The organism is Roseibium sp. (assembly GCF_965229775.1).
Taxonomy (GTDB): domain Bacteria; phylum Pseudomonadota; class Alphaproteobacteria; order Rhizobiales; family Stappiaceae; genus Roseibium.
In genome coordinates this window covers 975,130-990,019 of record NZ_OZ245929.1, presented here as the reverse complement: position 1 = coordinate 990,019, position 14,890 = coordinate 975,130, and the positions used below count along the sequence as shown (strand labels likewise).

The 14,890-nt window shown below is 60.1% G+C and carries 14 protein-coding genes and 1 tRNA gene; 9 read left to right on the top strand and 6 right to left on the bottom strand.

The features are described from left to right. Positions 1–27: 27 nt before the first annotated feature. Together hisN and ACO07N_RS04320 are read right to left on the bottom strand one after the other, a co-directional pair. Positions 28–825, bottom strand: coding sequence for a histidinol-phosphatase (gene hisN, locus ACO07N_RS04325; RefSeq protein ID WP_421979840.1), 798 nt, complete (start codon positions 823–825; stop codon positions 28–30). A gap of 275 nt (positions 826–1,100) precedes the next feature. Further along, positions 1,101–2,009 (bottom strand): N-formylglutamate amidohydrolase, encoded by a 909-nt coding sequence (locus tag ACO07N_RS04320; protein WP_421984376.1) that lies wholly within the window; start codon positions 2,007–2,009, stop codon positions 1,101–1,103. A 231-nt stretch (positions 2,010–2,240) separates the two neighbouring features. On the opposite strand from ACO07N_RS04320, the gene cpdR reads away from it, so the two are divergent. From cpdR to ACO07N_RS04295, 5 genes are all read left to right on the top strand, one after another. Next, the gene (cpdR, locus tag ACO07N_RS04315; RefSeq protein ID WP_029060655.1) at positions 2,241–2,600 is read left to right on the top strand and encodes a cell cycle two-component system response regulator CpdR; all 360 of its coding nucleotides are present in this window, start codon (positions 2,241–2,243) and stop codon (positions 2,598–2,600) included. A 135-nt stretch (positions 2,601–2,735) separates the two neighbouring features. After that, positions 2,736–2,810, top strand: a tRNA-Val gene (locus ACO07N_RS04310). A 151-nt stretch (positions 2,811–2,961) separates the two neighbouring features. Further along, positions 2,962–3,087, top strand: coding sequence for a type B 50S ribosomal protein L36 (ykgO, locus tag ACO07N_RS04305; protein WP_006932207.1), 126 nt, complete (start codon positions 2,962–2,964; stop codon positions 3,085–3,087). A 161-nt stretch (positions 3,088–3,248) separates the two neighbouring features. Then, complete coding sequence (locus tag ACO07N_RS04300; RefSeq protein ID WP_421979839.1) at positions 3,249–3,911, top strand: tetratricopeptide repeat protein; 663 nt, start codon at positions 3,249–3,251, stop codon at positions 3,909–3,911. Between the two features lie 66 nt (positions 3,912–3,977). Further along, a complete protein-coding gene (locus ACO07N_RS04295) occupies positions 3,978–4,988 on the top strand; it encodes an alpha/beta fold hydrolase (RefSeq protein ID WP_421979838.1) in 1,011 nt (336 codons plus the stop codon). Between the two features lie 310 nt (positions 4,989–5,298). Here ACO07N_RS04295 and pyk read toward each other — a convergent pair whose 3' ends face one another. Both pyk and ACO07N_RS04285 read right to left on the bottom strand, forming a co-directional pair. Beyond that, complete coding sequence (pyk, locus tag ACO07N_RS04290; RefSeq protein WP_421979837.1) at positions 5,299–6,735, bottom strand: pyruvate kinase; 1,437 nt, start codon at positions 6,733–6,735, stop codon at positions 5,299–5,301. Beyond that, a complete protein-coding gene (locus ACO07N_RS04285; protein ID WP_421979836.1) occupies positions 6,732–7,151 on the bottom strand; it encodes a DUF1036 domain-containing protein in 420 nt (139 codons plus the stop codon). Before ACO07N_RS04285 ends, pyk begins: the two co-directional genes overlap by 4 nt. A 493-nt stretch (positions 7,152–7,644) precedes the next feature. On the opposite strand from ACO07N_RS04285, the gene ACO07N_RS04280 reads away from it, so the two are divergent. The 3 genes from ACO07N_RS04280 (at position 7,645) to ACO07N_RS04270 (ending at position 9,185) form a co-directional block, all read left to right on the top strand. Continuing rightward, a complete protein-coding gene (locus ACO07N_RS04280) occupies positions 7,645–8,454 on the top strand; it encodes an N-formylglutamate amidohydrolase (protein WP_421979835.1) in 810 nt (269 codons plus the stop codon). A gap of 34 nt (positions 8,455–8,488) precedes the next feature. Further along, on the top strand, positions 8,489–8,785 hold the full coding sequence (locus ACO07N_RS04275) for a DUF1244 domain-containing protein (RefSeq protein ID WP_421979834.1): 297 nt from the start codon (positions 8,489–8,491) through the stop codon (positions 8,783–8,785). A gap of 133 nt (positions 8,786–8,918) precedes the next feature. Further along, a complete protein-coding gene (locus ACO07N_RS04270) occupies positions 8,919–9,185 on the top strand; it encodes a DUF2312 domain-containing protein (protein WP_319384172.1) in 267 nt (88 codons plus the stop codon). An 89-nt stretch (positions 9,186–9,274) separates the two neighbouring features. On the opposite strand, the gene ACO07N_RS04265 is transcribed toward ACO07N_RS04270, so the two are convergent. Together ACO07N_RS04265 and ACO07N_RS04260 are read right to left on the bottom strand one after the other, a co-directional pair. Beyond that, entirely contained in the window at positions 9,275–11,017 is a 1,743-nt protein-coding gene (locus ACO07N_RS04265; protein WP_421979833.1) for a DUF882 domain-containing protein, read from the bottom strand. 298 nt (positions 11,018–11,315) lie between these two features. Continuing rightward, positions 11,316–12,872: a sigma-54-dependent transcriptional regulator gene (locus ACO07N_RS04260; protein WP_421979832.1), complete on the bottom strand. Its 1,557-nt coding sequence runs from the start codon at positions 12,870–12,872 to the stop codon at positions 11,316–11,318. 185 nt (positions 12,873–13,057) lie between these two features. Here ACO07N_RS04260 and ACO07N_RS04255 point away from each other — a divergent pair, with 185 nt between their 5' ends. Continuing rightward, positions 13,058–14,884, top strand: a complete 1,827-nt coding sequence (locus ACO07N_RS04255) for a M3 family oligoendopeptidase (RefSeq protein WP_421979831.1) — start codon at positions 13,058–13,060, stop codon at positions 14,882–14,884. Positions 14,885–14,890: the final 6 nt, after the last annotated feature.

Sequence of the window (14,890 nt, the reverse complement as noted above, 5' to 3'; positions counted from 1 at the left end):
TCCGTACCCTAGGGTACGTACCCTTAATCACACCTGCGAAAGCTCTTTCAGAAGCCTGTCATGGAGACGCGGGTCTCCGCTGGCAAGTATCCGGCCGCCTTCGGACGGTGAACCGCCCGTCCAGGTCGTGACGACACCGCCGGCGCCTTCGATGATCGGCACAAGTGCGACAATGTCATAGGCCTGAAGGCCGGATTCGATCACTGCGTCCCCATGTCCCGCGGCTACCATGCAATAGGCGTAGCAGTCCGTTCCATACCGGGACAGGCGCGCCGAGGCTTCGATGCGGTCGAAGGCCGCGCGCTCCGTTTCGGTGAAAAGAACCGGCGTTGTCGTGAAAATGGATGCATCCTCAAGGCGGCTGCAGCGCCGGGCGCTGAGCGTCCTGGTTCCCTGCGGACCGCGGTACCACGCCTGGCGGCAGTCTCCGGCGAAGCGCTCGCCGATAAAGGGTTGCACCATCATGCCGAGACTTGGTGTCCCGGCAGTCCGAAGTCCGATCAAGGTTCCCCATGTGGGCAGACCGGTGATGAACGCCCGTGTGCCGTCGATCGGGTCGAGGACCCACACATGGTCCGCATCCAGCTTTTCCGGCCCGTGCTCCTCGCCGAGTATGCCGTGATCGGGAAAGGTGCTGTTGATCAGGGCACGCATCGCGGTCTCGCCATCGCGGTCGGCGATCGTGACGGGGTCGAAACCGGTGTCGAGCTTGTTGTCGACATCGAAGCCTTGGCGGAAATACGGCATGATTGCCGCCGTGGAGGCCTCTGCAAGGTCCTCCAGAAAGGGCGCAAACCTGTTGGAGCTTGTGACGGTTTCATTCATTGGATTTTCCTGACGGACCCTCAGCACGCGCATCGAATATCACTCGATTTGCCGCTTGTATAATCTCTTGTGCTGAAAATTGAATCTCAAAATCAGGGTTTTTTGCCTATAGTTTGTACAGGATACTACCTATTTCCGACTTGACCTTTGTGCACTGCAATGCGATTTTATTGCAGTGCGATATCTTTTATCGCATCGCCCTCCTTGGGCGTTTCCTCCCTAGACTCGGGCCGCCTCGAAAGAGTGCGGCCTCTTTTTTTGCGGTTGAGGAACAGTTATTCGGCGGCAATGGAATCCGCAGGCAGTGCGGCATCCGGCATCGCGATCAGTTCCTGTGCGAATTGCTTCAGATTGTGAAACAGGTCGTCGAAACCGGGCGAGCGCTCGTGCGTTGCCTCGTTCATGTAGAGGCCGCGATTGATTTCGATCTGCAGCGCGTGCAGCCCGCTGGCCGGCCGGCCATAGTGCTCGGTAATGAAGCCGCCGGCATAGGGCTTGTTGCGGCTGACGCTGTATCCCATGCCCCGCAGAATTGAGCACGCATACTCGGTCAGTTCGCTGTTGCAGCTCGTGCCGTACCGGTCCCCCAGAATGAAGTCGGGGCGCACGTCGGTTGCCTGGCATTTGACGCTGGAGGGCATGGAGTGACAGTCGATCAGGACGGCATACCCGAACGTGACATGCGTTTGCGCAAGCAGGCGGCGCAAGGTCGAATGATAGGGCTTGTAGATTTCTTCGATCCGGTTCAGAGCCTCTTCGACCGGCAGCCTGTGCCGATAGATCTCGTGGTTCTCGCTGACGATGCGGGCAACGGTTCCCAGTCCGCCGGCGACCCGGATCGAGCGGATATTGGCATAAGAGGGCAACCTGCCGTCGAACATCTTGGGATCGAGCTCGTACGGTTCCCGGTTCACATCCAGATAGGCGCGCGGGAAATGCGCGCGCAACAGCGGCGCGCCAAGCGGAATGACATGCGCGAACAGATCATCCACGAAGGCGTCTTCTGACCGCCGGATCGCGCTCTCGTCCAGGCGTGAGGAGGCCAGAAACTGCTGCGAGTACTGCCGGCCGGAATGAGGCGAGTTGAATACGTAGGGTACCCGTTGATCGGCAGGACAAAGGACATCAAATGCTGGCAAGCCGTTAAAGTCGGCTACGAATGGCGCTTTGAACGGGGGCTGCATATCGTCCGTCAAATTGTCCGTCCTGTTGTTTTACCTTCGGGCAAAGCCACTCCGATCACTTTCAACTACCTTTGTCTATGGTGCCAAGGAATCAACACACAGTCCACAGTCGGCTGATCAAAAGCTTTGAAGAACTATTTCTCCCTATCATTCTGTGGAATTCGGGCTATAACCGGCAAAAGGCCGGACCCCGATGCCGCCAAATCGAAAATTGAGCAATGGTTGTTTACAATGTCGCGTATCCTGCTTGCTGAAGATGACAATGATATGCGCCGGTTTCTTGCAAAAGCGCTGGAAAACGCCGGGCATGATGTCGTTTCTTTCGATAACGGCAGGAGCGCATATGAAAGATTGCGCGAAGAACCGTTTTCCCTGCTGCTGACCGATATCGTCATGCCGGAGATGGACGGGATCGAACTTGCGCGGCGGGCAACAGAGCTGGACCCCGATCTCAAAGTCATGTTCATAACCGGATTTGCTGCGGTCGCGCTCAATCCCGAATCCGATGCCCCCAAGGATGCGAAGGTCCTGTCCAAGCCCTTCCATCTGAAGGATCTTGTTCAGGAAGTGGAGCGTATGCTGGCGGCGTGACGCATCGCGTTTCAGACGGGCGCTCGGGACAGGGAAAATTTGACGGTTCGATGAAGAACAGGGTTGCGCTGAATGCCGATCCCCGTTATATCGCACCCCACTACGGCACAGCGGTGCCGGACTACCGAGAAATTCGGGCGTGTAGCTCAGCGGGAGAGCACTTCGTTGACATCGAAGGGGTCACAGGTTCAATCCCTGTCACGCCCACCATTATTGCGCTGATTGAGGGTTTCAAGACGCGCGGGTTGATCCGGAGATCGGCGCAGGATCTGCGCTTCGCTCAAAGGCAACCGACTGGAACGTGAGCGCCTCAGGCGCTCATTTGGTTTAAAGTAACGGGACCCCGAAAGGGGACAGTGACATGAAGATCAAGAACTCGCTCAAGGCGTTGATGACCCGTCATCGGGACAACCGCATGGTGCGCCGCAAAGGCCGCGTTTACATCATCAACAAGAAAAATCCGCGCTTCAAGGCGCGTCAGGGCTAAGTCCCGTATTTCGCACGCGTCCCGGGAGCGTTGAAAACTCCTGACGATCGAAGCCCTTAATCGACTGACGGTTGCGGCTTCGGACACCGAAAAGGTGGCGCGCACGAAGAAGTGTCAAATTCCCGGATTGACCGCCGCATTCAACGACCCATAATCGTTGGATGCGGATTTTTGTGTTTACATGCCTGTTCTCCATGGTGCCGCTCCTTGCCGGAGCGCAGCCGGTCCCGGATCTCGGCCCCGAGGTTGACCCGCCTTCTGCGGAAGACTTCAATCCCATGCCCGAGGATCTGCCTGATACCGGTGGCCAGGTCGTCGTCGAAGAAACCGACCCGGAGGAAGAAAAGTCCCGGCTGGACCAGTTGTTCGATGATCTGGCCCAATCCGACGAACCATCCGCCGCGGAGCGCGCCGCGCGGGAGATCCAGATGATCTGGATGGAATCGGGCAGCGATACGGTCGATATCCTGATGTCGCGCGCGGGCAAGGCGATCCAGGCTGACGATCACGCCCTGGCGCTCGATCTTCTCGACGTCGTCGTCGTGCTGAAGCCGTCCTTCGCAGAGGGATGGAACCGGCGGGCAACCGTTCATTACATGCGCGAAGATTTCGGCAAGTCGCTCGTTGACATCGAGCGGACGCTCGCGCTTGAACCGCGCCACTGGGGCGCCCTTTCCGGACTTGCGATCATTCAGCGCCGGCTGGGTTTCGACGAAGACGCTCTGGTAAGCTTCAAGCGGGCGCTCGAGGTCAATCCCGGGCTTGAAAATGCCGTCGAGGCAATTGAGGATCTCGAAAAGGAGGCAGAGGGCGCGCCGGCATAGCACCGGTGGACCCGATCCTTGCGTGGCGGCCCTTGAACCGTCCGGCGCGAAAGCTATGTTCGCGCTATGGTTCTGATTGGTTTTCTTTTCATCGGTGCACCGGTCCTGGCGGTGCTCCTGTATACCCTGGTTCAGGTTCGGCAAATCAGGCAGAGCTACCAGCCCGATGGCAGCGTTTTCGAGGCGGGCAGCGTCAAACTCCACTATCACCTCCTCAGCGTGCCCGAGAAGGGCAAGCGTGCGCCCGTGCTCGTGTTTCTGCACGGAGCAAGCGGCAACGCCTATGACATGAAGATGGCGTTCCTGGACGCGCTGGAGGGCCGGCATTCGCTTCTGTTCATCGACAGGCCAGGTCTTGGCTTTTCAAGCTGCGGGTCTCCGGGCTCTGACCTGCCCGCCGGACAGGCCGAAGCGATTGCCGGTCTGCTGGAGGCGCTGGAGATCGAGACCGCTGTCGTCGTGGGGCATTCTCTCGGCAGCGCCGTGACGGCGGCGCTTGGTCTTGCGGCGCCCGAAAGGGTCAAGGGCCTGGCGTTTCTCGCCCCAGTCAGCCATGCGTGGCCCGGTGGAGTGAACTGGTACTACACTGTTGCCGCCATGCCCGTGATCGGTGCGCTTTTCTGCTGGACACTGACACTTCCCGTCGGCGGTCTGCTTGCGCCGCGCGCCATGACGAACGTGTTTCTTCCCGACCCCGCGCCGCAGGACTATGCCGACGGGATAAGGTTGCCGCTTCTGTTCAGACCGGCCTCGTTCCGCGCCAACGCGCGCCAGATTGCCTTTCTGAAACCGGAAATCATCCGTCAGTCCCGGTCATATGCCAAGCTGCAGCAGCCCGCGCTCGTGGTCAGCGGGACGCACGATACGGTGGTCTGGCCATCGATCCACTGCGAGGGGCTCCTGCGGGATTTGCCGAACGCACAGTTGCTCATGCTGGACGAGGCCGGTCACATGCCCCATCACACGCACACGGAAGAGATCGCCAAGGCACTGTCGCAGCTGGTGCGGCGGGTTGAAGACGCGGACGCGGTCGAGACGGACGGCGACGGTGCGGGCCGGCCGGTCAACATCGCCTGATCAGGCGGCACTTATACCAACGGTCATAGATAGAAACCCATTTCACCGGGATTGTTTTGCCACAAGGCAAGGCGCGGTTTGCGCGGCAGTGCCGGCACTTCAAGCAAATCGCAACGCGGCATTGGGGCAAAAGAACCCGGCCTCCGGTGGCATGAAACCGGCCATCGGCTGCGTTGTGGCGCTTGCCCGATGCGCCGGCATCGCGCTGCGCACCACGCCTGACCGAGTGGACCGGTTTGATGCCATGAAATCGGTTTCTATCTATGACCGTTGGTATTACCGCCCGATGCCGTTTCAACCGATTAGACCGTCAAATGCCGCCCTGGCCGTCGTTGCCGACGAAGGCAATCCGCAGCATGTTCGTGGATCCGGGCGTGCCGAAGGGGACACCCGCGGTCACGATGACCCGCTGGCCCGGTTTCGCGAAACCCTCGGAATAGGAAATGCGGCAGGCCCGATCGATCATGTCCTCTTCGTTGGACGCATCTTCACTGACAACGCAGTGAAGGCCCCAGCCAAGCGACAGGCGGCGTGCCGTCGCCAGAACGGGAGACAGAACGATCACCGGAGAGGACGGCCGTTCACGCGACGCGCGCAAGCCGGTGGCGCCCGATGTCGTGTAGCAGACGACGGCGGCGAGGTTGAGCGTTTCCGCGATCTGCCTGGCTGCTGCGGATATCGCGTCCGCACCGGTTGCTTCCGGTTCCGCGCGCTGGGCGTCGATGATCGTGCGGTAGTTGTTGTCCTGTTCGACCTGGTGGGCGATCTTGTCCATCGTCGAGACGGCTTCGACGGGGAAGTCGCCGGCGGCCGATTCCGCCGACAGCATCACCGCATCCGCACCCTCGAACACCGCTGTTGCGACATCCGAGACTTCGGCGCGGGTCGGTACCGGCGAGGAAATCATGGATTCAAGCATCTGCGTGGCGATGACGACCGGCTTGCCGGCGCGTCTGCAGGCGCGCGTGATCCGCTTCTGCAGGCCGGGCACCTGTTCCAGCGGCATCTCGACGCCGAGATCGCCGCGCGCCACCATGATGGCGTCGGACAGTTCGATGATCTCGTCCAGACGGCCGATGGCCTGCGGCTTCTCGATCTTGGCCAGAACACCTGCGCGCCCGCGCGTGATCTTGCGGACTTCGGCAAGATCGTCAGGGCGCTGCACGAAGGAGAGCGCGACCCAGTCGACCTTCTGGTCAAGTGCGGCAATCAGGTCCTTGTGGTCCTTTTCCGTCATCGCGCTTGTCGCGATCTCGGAATCGGGAACACTCACACCCTTGCGGTCGGAGAGCTTTCCGCCGACGACGACCTCGGTTACCGCTTTGGTCGCGCTTGCCTCTTTCACCGTCAGCTGGATCTTGCCGTCGTCCAGCAGGAGCCGGTGGCCGGGTTCCAGAGCTTCCAGGATTTCCGGGTGCGGAAGATGCACCCTATTGATATCTCCGCCGGACGTGTCTGCATCCAGCGTGAATGTCGCCCCGTTTTCAAGCATAACGGGGCCGTCCGAGAACGTGCCCACACGCAGTTTCGGACCCTGAAGATCGGCCAGAATGCCGATCGGTCTCCCAATCTTTTCTTCAGCAGAACGGATTCGCTCAACGAGCTGTGCCAAACGATCATGGTTTGTATGGCTCATGTTGATGCGGAACACATCCGCTCCAGAGCGATACAGGTTTTCAATGATGTCTTGTTCTGAGGAAGAGGGTCCGAGAGTAGCTAGAATTTTCACTCGCCGGTTTCGCCTCATCGCCCACCTGTCCCTTGTTGCACGGGTTCTGTCAACTGGACCGTCCAGCTGCTTTGTTCACCCGTGTCGATTTCAAAAAAGCCTGTCCGCTCAAAGCCACGGGCCACACAGTCTTCGATGCCGCGGATGGTGAATTCCTTCTCGCGGGTGCACATGAATGCACGTCCGCCCCATTCGCCGAACTGATCGTAATCAACTGCGTAGATGTAATAGTATCGTGACACCAGGGCGCCCGGAACCAACGTCTCGCACGAATTCGAGGCGAGGTTCCACCAGCCCTCGGTAACCCAGTCGCTCTTGTCCTTGTAGCCGATGGCCACGCCAACCTGACTGTCCGTCTTGTTGCAGAGCCGCAGATCGGCATATGCGCCGTTACTGGATATTGAGAAAAACAGCAGTGTAAAGACAGCGACCACGACTGCCCTCAAAGGCGCGTTGATGCGCGCCCGAGACCATCCTTGGTGTCGTTCCCCAACCTCATACATATGCAGTCGTTCACTTTGCTGCTTTACTGACATTCGCTTTTTGCGTCGACAACAGGGTCTTGTCAACGTCGTTAACAGGTTAATGTGCAGGCACCCACCCAACCGTGTTTACAGAAACCGTTCAATAAAATCTGCCCGCCGGAACGATAAGGACACCTATGTGGCCAGAAATGGGGCGGGAACATGGCGGTTTTCCCGCTGATAGATGTTAGCCGTCAATAAAGCGTATACAAAACCGGTTTGGCGGGACAAAGCGCCATGAATTCACAGAGTTTTCCAGAGATCACTTCACATCCAGCGGACTCCGTGCGGGGACGGCACGACTTTCCGGTTTTTGCGGATTCCGACTTGGTTCTTCTCACGGTTTGACGTAAAGCTGTCGGCGACCGCATTCCGCGCTCACCAAATTTCCACGTAGCGAGACATGACACAGACAGCAGCGATAGCGAGTGAGATTTTTCGGCCGACCGAATATGTGGCCGGCGACCCGAAGTCCGGACTCCTGCTCCTGTGCGACCATGCCCGCAACACCGTGCCGCCCGGCTACGGAAATCTCGGCGTTGCGACAGAGCAGTTCGAGCGTCACATCGGCTACGATATCGGTGCCCGCGCCGTCACGCTTGAACTTGCAAAGCAACTGTGTGCACCAGCCTGTCTTTCGACCTTCTCCCGGCTGCTGATCGATCCCAACAGGGGAGAAGACGACCCGACGCTGATCATGCGCCTGTCCGACGGCGCAGTCGTGCCGGGCAATGCCCGTGTCGACGAGGCCGAGCGCAGGTTCCGTATCGAACAGTTCCACAAGCCCTATCACGATCTGATCGACCAGACGCTGGATGCGATGATCGGTGTTGCTGCACCGCCCGTCATCGTGTCGATCCACAGCTTCACGCCGATCTGGCGCGGTGTGCCCAGGCCCTGGCACGCGACCGTACTGTGGGACCTTGACGCTCGCGCGGTCGAGCCCGTGCTGAGCGGTCTGAGAGCCCAGGACGATCTTGTCATCGGCGACAACGAGCCTTATGACGGCGCACTCAAGAACGATACGATGTACCGGCATGGCACCAGTCGCGGGCTGGCTCATGTTCTTTTGGAGCTGAGGCAGGACCTGATCACCGACCAGGCCGGTCAGATGGAATGGGCCGGACGGCTGGCGCCGATCCTGCGCGACATTGCGAGCCTTGGTGCGTGCAGGGAGATCCGGCATTTCAATTCGCGTACCGACACGCATTGACAGGCAGACAGCAACAGTGAAGGAACCCGTTGCGATGGATGATCAAACGAAACAGGAATTGGAGGCTGCGGTTTTCCGGCGCCTCGTCGATCACTTGCGGAACCGGACCGATGTTCAGAACATCGACATGATGAACCTCGCCGGGTTCTGCCGGAATTGCCTGTCCAACTGGTACCAGGACGCAGCGCAGGAAAAGGGCATTTCGCTGGAGAAGGCGGATGCGCGCGAAATCGTCTACGGCATGCCGTACGGCGAGTGGAAGGACAAGTACCAGACCGAAGCCACGGCTGAACAGCAAGCGGCATTCGACAAGAACAAACCCTCACATTGAACTTCCGGCCTTCGCGTGACCTCAAGCGGCACGCAAGACCGGTGACCCCTTCTGTCAAATATCCGGGCGGGCAGCTTTCGCCCGGAACAGGCTGTCGAGCCATCAAGAAGAATGAAAAAGGAGACCAGAATTCATGTCCGATCCGGGTGGAGTCGCAGCAGATCAGCTGCGCGCCTTTGTTGAACGCATCGAGCGTTTGGAAGAAGAAAAGAAAGTCATCGCCGACGACATCAAGGATGTGTATGCCGAAGCCAAGGGCAACGGCTACGACGTGAAGATCCTGCGCAAGGTGGTGTCGCTGCGCAAGAAGCAGCCGCATGAGCGTGAAGAGGAAGAGGCCGTTCTAGACCTTTACATGCACGCGCTCGGTATGGCCGGGCCGGCTGCCCCGGAGAGCTGAGCCTTTACCGGTCGGCGGATTTCGCGACAAAAAGAAAAGAGCGGTCAGTGACCGCTCTTTTTTGTTTCGTGCCTTTGTTTTGAAGCCGGTTATCGTGCGTAACGAACCGGCAATACCACGATCGCCGGACCGTCAAACCGGTCGGTTCTCAGTGCGCCGTAGGGCGCGTCCTCGAAGCTCGCCGAGACGAAGCGGTTGCCCGGCATCATCACGTTCTTGAGCTGGCGCTGGTTCGGGTGGCTGAGCAGTGCGAATTTCTGATGGCGTGTGGTTCCTGCTCCCGACAGCAGAACCGGTTCGGACTTGTCCGGCAAGCTTGCGAAGCCGGCCATCGGGTCGATGATCTGATCGCGCGGAATGCGGCCCGAGAGTGACGGCTGGGCGGTCGCTGGCGCATTGCCGGCCGGTGCCGCCTCAAGCTGGGCGGGGGCGGCCTGCCGCTGCGACGCGGCGTTCGTGCGCAGCGATCTGTTCAGGACAGGCGGCGTTGCCGTCGCCGATGCATAGGCCAGTGTCGCCTCCGGACGCGGTGCAGGTGCGGGGAACGGTGCGGCGGTCCCCGTGGCAGCAGCGATCGCGGCAACGGGATCGTCGGTCTCAGGTGCCGCGGACGTCGCGGACGTTTCGTCGATGCCGAGTTGCGCCGCAGCGATCTTCGCGGCTTCGCTCAGGCCGTTATCCGGCTTTTGACCGGGCAGCGCTGCGACCTGGAACCGGGAGTCGATCGCTTCGTTGGCGGCCACCGTCTGCCCGCTTTCAAGCGCGAAACGCTGGGCATCGAGCGTGTTGGGAGCGGGCGCGGTGCCGATGGCTTGCGGCGGTACCGGTCCGGCCGGGGCCGGTTTGGCGCCGGGCGAGGCGCTTGCAAGCAAGACTTCCGGAGCCGCGTCTACAGGAGGTGTTGCCCTGAACTTGGGAGCCGGGATCGGCGGGTTTTTGAGAACCGGGGATACGCGCGCGGCGGCCGTCCGGTTGCTGGTCGTGCCGCCCCGGTTCGCCTGATCTTCATCTCTGGAGCCGCCCCGGAACAGGCCTGCGAAGAGGCTGCCACCGCTGCTTTCCGAAGACGCCGGTCTTTCGCTCGTGGACGCCGTCTGGATCGGTTTGCCGGGCGCGGTCAGGTTCTGATCCCGCGTGTTCAGGCCGGAACTGGAAGTGTTGGAACTTGCGTTCCTGCCGGAGGCGACAATGGTCGGCTTGGTGATCGACCTGCGTTTTCCGGATTTGGATTCGGCGAGCGCCAGCTTGTAGCCCTTCATCGGCTTGCCGTCCGAGGGAATGTGAAGCGTCTTGCCGTTCGGGAACACCTTCGCCAGCTGGGACCGGCTCATCTTCGGCCAGTGGCGGACCCGGCCGGTGTCCATATGCACGAACGGAGATCCGGAGCGCGGATAGTAGCCGACGCCGCCGACCTGTTTGCGCAGTCCGGCTGCGCGCAGCTTGGCGAGATTGACACCGGGAATATAGAAGTCCATCGCCTTGCCGAGCGTGTGCTGGCTGTTCTTGGCCACACCCCTGGAGCGCTTGCGCAGCATGTTGTTGGTCGCCGGCGAGCGGTAGCTGGAAACAACGTAGATGTAATCCCGGGCGCGGACCTCGCGGTAAACCTCCCAGATCAGGTCGAGAAGTTCAGGATCGATCTTGGTGATCTCATTGCGGCGCCAGTCACGCAGGAAGCGATTGACCTCGCGCAGGCCGCCCGGAATGTATCGGCCGTTTTTCTTGAACGTGATCGAGACACGCTCTTTTGTATGGGTGTTGTAAAGCTTCAGCGTGCGGGTCTGCGCATGCGCGATCGTCGTGATGCAGGCAAGCGTGATCACGCATGCCACTGCAACCCTCGCTGCTCGCGTCAGCCAATCGACGGCGCCGAAATCAAAAAATCGGTTACGCAATCTCTATCTCGCCGTTTTTCGAGGGCTCACGCCCATCCCTTGCTCCCCAGCAGGAGCCAAACTCTAACCGCTGCAAGTTAAGAAGTTTTTACCCTAAATTCGCTTGCCGGGAAATCGTAGCATAAATGCAACGAGGTCCCCGCAAACCGGAAAAACCCTGCATGAGGGCTGGATAAGGGCAGAATGCGTCAAAAAATCGTCCATTTAACAGATGTCGCCTGAATCTTGACGCGATTCAGGCCGCGGCATTCTTGTCGTCGTCTTCCAGACCGTATTCCTTGAGCTTGCGATAAAGTGTGGACCGGCCGATTCCGAGACGTTTGGCCACTTCGGTCATGCGGCCGGAATAGTGGTTTATGGCGGCACGAATCAACTCTTCCTCGATGTCGGCAAGCTTTCTGACGTGGCCCTCCTTGTCGAGATTGCGCATGAAGCCGAAGGGGGCGGCAAACTCAAATCCGGCCGGCGAGGCCGATCCGCCGGCAGACTCGGGCGACGGCGTGTCCGCGCTCGCACCTGCGGCGGCCTGGGCGGTGGCGGGTTCGCTGTTGATGCTCTTCGACTGCAGCGGCGGAACAGGTTCCGTCACTGGCTGGTCGACGGCAGCGGCAACCTGCGGGAAATCGTTGATCGTCAGCTGGGCGCCGTCGCACAGGACGACAGCCCTGAACACCGCGTTCTCCAGCTGGCGGATGTTGCCGGGCCAATGATAGTCCTGGAGCATCGCGACGGTATCGCTTCTGACACCGGCGACATGCGGTTTTCCTTCCTCGGCGGCGAAGCGCGCCAGGAAATGACGGGTCAGCGCGGGGATGTCCTCGCGCCGGTCGCGCAGCGGCGGGATCCAGATCGGAAAAACGTTGAGCCGGTAGTAAAGATCCTCGCGGAAAACGCCTTCCTTGACCTGATCGATCAGGCGGCGGTTGGTCGCCGAAATCAGGCGGAAATCCACCTTGACCGGCCGGCGGGCGCCAATCGGATCGATTTCGTTCTCTTGCAGGGCGCGGAGCAGCTTGACCTGAACATCCTGCGGCAATTCGCCGACCTCGTCGAGGAACAGCGTTCCGCCATGGGCTTCCTGGAACTTGCCGATATGCTTGTCGACGGCGCCGGTAAACGCCCCCTTTTCGTGTCCGAACAGGATGGATTCCACGAGATTTTCGGCAATGGCGCCGCAATTGACGGCGATGAGCGGTTTAGACCTGCGGTCGCTGGATCCCTGGATCGCGCTGGCGATCATCTCTTTGCCGACGCCGCTCTCGCCTTCGATCAGGATCGGAATGTTGGAGGCGGCCGCACGCTTGCCCAGGCTGATCACACGTTCCATCGCCGCCGAGTGCGTGATGATGTCCGCAAAGGTCAGCGTGCCGGACGCCTGTTTCCGGAACCGGGTGATTTCATCCTCGAGGGCGGACGTCTTCAGAAGGTTGCGGATCGAGACATTGAGCCGTTCGGGCGCAACCGGCTTGACGACAAAATCCTGCGCGCCGGCATTCATGACGCTGACCACGGTGTCGATGCCGCCATGGCCGGTCTGAACGATCACCGGCGTCGCATTCTTGTTGCTGCGCAGCTGCTCCAGAACACCCATGCCATCCAGTTCCGGCATGACCATGTCCAGAATAATGAGGTCGACCTCGCTGGCCTCCGGACCATTCATGATCTGCATCGCCTCGACGCCGTTTTCCGCCGTTTTCGAGCGATAGCCGAATTTCTTCACCGCTTCTTCGAGAAGCCGGCGCTGAATCGGGTCGTCGTCGACAATGAGAATTTTACCACTGGATGCTTGCATGGGCCGGATCAGTTCACTTGAAATTGTCTCGTTTCGATCCATTGTGGTCGCAATCGGGTAAATAAATCGTCCCCGACAAGCGAGAATTTTCGGATTTCCGAATTGCACGGCGGCGGCCGACCGTCCTACATATCGGAAAACACACGCCTGCTGCCCGTTCGGGCAGGGTCTCACCGGAGTTGAATATGCCTCTTCCGCACCCCGTCCACGCTCCTCAGTCCGCCGGATCCGCAGAGCTCGGTGCCCTGCCGGAGTGGGATCTGACCGATCTCTATGCCGCAATGGATGCCCCCGAGATCGAGCGCGACCTGAAAGAAAGCCTGGAACGCGCGAAAACGTTCGAAGCGTCCTACAAGGGCCGGCTTTCGGAGCTGGCGAAGGATAATGTTGCGGCCCTCGTGACCGCAATCCGCGCCTATGAGGACCTGGAAGACCTCATGGGGCGGCTGATTTCGTTCGCGGGTCTGCTCTATGCCGGCAACACCATCGACCCTGCGGCGCAGAAGTTTTACGGCGATGTGCAGGAGCAGATCACGACAGCCAGTTCCCACCTGCTGTTTTTCGGTCTTGAGCTGAATACCGTCGATGACGCGGTTATGGATGCGGCGCTGGAGGACAGCCAGCTCGGGCATTACCGGCCCTGGGTCGAGGATCTGCGCAAGGGCAAGCCGTATCAGCTGGAAGATCGTGTCGAACAGCTGTTTCACGAAAAGTCGGTCACGGGAAGCAATGCCTGGAACCGGCTGTTCGACGAGACGATGGCTGCGCTCACCTTCAACGTCGACGGCGACAAGCTTGCGATCGAACCGACGCTCAATCTTCTGGTCGACCCGTCGGCGGACAAGCGCCGCGACGCCTTTCAGGCGCTCAACGAGACCTTTTCGGAGAACCTGAGAACCTTCGCACTGATCACCAACACGCTGGCGAAGGACAAGGAAATTTCCGACCGCTGGCGGAACTTCAAGGACATTGCCGACAGCAGACACCTGGCCAACCGGGTCGAGCGCGACGTTGTCGACGCGCTCGTGGCCGCCGTCCGCGATGCCTATCCGCGGCTTTCTCACCGGTATTACAAGCTAAAGGCGGGCTGGCTCGGAACGGACCAGCTGAACAGCTGGGACCGGAACGCACCGCTTCCGGACGCGGACACGCGGGTGATCCCCTGGGACGAAGCGCGGCAGACGGTGCTGTCCGCCTATGACGCCTTTTCGCCCCAGATGTCCGAAATTGCGGGCCGCTTCTTCGACAAGGGCTGGATCGACGCGCCGGCCCGGTCAGGAAAGGCACCGGGCGCCTTTGCCCATCCCACGGTGCCGAGTGCGCATCCCTATGTGCTGGTCAACTACCAGGGCAAGATCCGTGACGTGATGACGCTCGCCCACGAACTCGGGCACGGCGTCCACCAGGTTCTGGCCGGTCACAACGGTCCGCTGATGGCACCCACCCCCCTGACGCTTGCGGAGACCGCCAGCGTTTTCGGCGAAATGCTGACATTCAAGTCGCTTCTGGCGAAGGCGGACAATCCGCAGACCCGCAAGATCATGCTGGCGTCCAAGGCCGAAGACATGATCAACACGGTGGTCAGGCAGATCGCATTCTACAGCTTCGAGCGCAAGGTCCACACGGAGCGGCGCAACGGAGAACTGACCGCCGAGAAGATTGGCGAGCTTTGGATGTCGGTTCAGGGTGAAAGCCTCGGACCCGCGATCAAGCTGAACGAGGGATACGAAACGTTCTGGACCTACATTCCGCATTTCATCCACTCGCCGTTCTATGTCTATGCCTACGCGTTCGGCGACTGCCTCGTGAACTCGCTCTTTGCGGTCTATGAAGATGCCGAAACCGGATTCCAGGAGAAGTATTTCGAACTTTTGAAGGCCGGCGGCACGAAGCATCATTCGGAGCTGCTGGCGCCGTTCGGCCTGAGCGCCACGGACCCAGATTTCTGGAAGAAGGGCCTTTCCGTCATCGAACGGATCATCGATGAGCTCGAAGAGCTGGACACGGCATGAGGTAAA

Coding starts and splice junctions, on each gene's coding strand:
- ACO07N_RS04300 (WP_421979839.1), top strand. CDS start 3,249: ATGCGGATTTTTGTGTTTACATGCCTGTTCTCCATGGTGCCGCTCCTT.
- hisN (WP_421979840.1), bottom strand. CDS start 825: ATGAATGAAACCGTCACAAGCTCCAACAGGTTTGCGCCCTTTCTGGAG.
- pyk (WP_421979837.1), bottom strand. CDS start 6,735: ATGAGGCGAAACCGGCGAGTGAAAATTCTAGCTACTCTCGGACCCTCT.
- ACO07N_RS04260 (WP_421979832.1), bottom strand. CDS start 12,872: ATGCAAGCATCCAGTGGTAAAATTCTCATTGTCGACGACGACCCGATT.
- ACO07N_RS04270 (WP_319384172.1), top strand. CDS start 8,919: ATGTCCGATCCGGGTGGAGTCGCAGCAGATCAGCTGCGCGCCTTTGTT.
- ACO07N_RS04320 (WP_421984376.1), bottom strand. CDS start 2,009: ATGCAGCCCCCGTTCAAAGCGCCATTCGTAGCCGACTTTAACGGCTTG.
- ykgO (WP_006932207.1), top strand. CDS start 2,962: ATGAAGATCAAGAACTCGCTCAAGGCGTTGATGACCCGTCATCGGGAC.
- ACO07N_RS04255 (WP_421979831.1), top strand. CDS start 13,058: ATGCCTCTTCCGCACCCCGTCCACGCTCCTCAGTCCGCCGGATCCGCA.
- ACO07N_RS04295 (WP_421979838.1), top strand. CDS start 3,978: ATGGTTCTGATTGGTTTTCTTTTCATCGGTGCACCGGTCCTGGCGGTG.
- ACO07N_RS04280 (WP_421979835.1), top strand. CDS start 7,645: ATGACACAGACAGCAGCGATAGCGAGTGAGATTTTTCGGCCGACCGAA.
- ACO07N_RS04275 (WP_421979834.1), top strand. CDS start 8,489: ATGGATGATCAAACGAAACAGGAATTGGAGGCTGCGGTTTTCCGGCGC.
- cpdR (WP_029060655.1), top strand. CDS start 2,241: ATGTCGCGTATCCTGCTTGCTGAAGATGACAATGATATGCGCCGGTTT.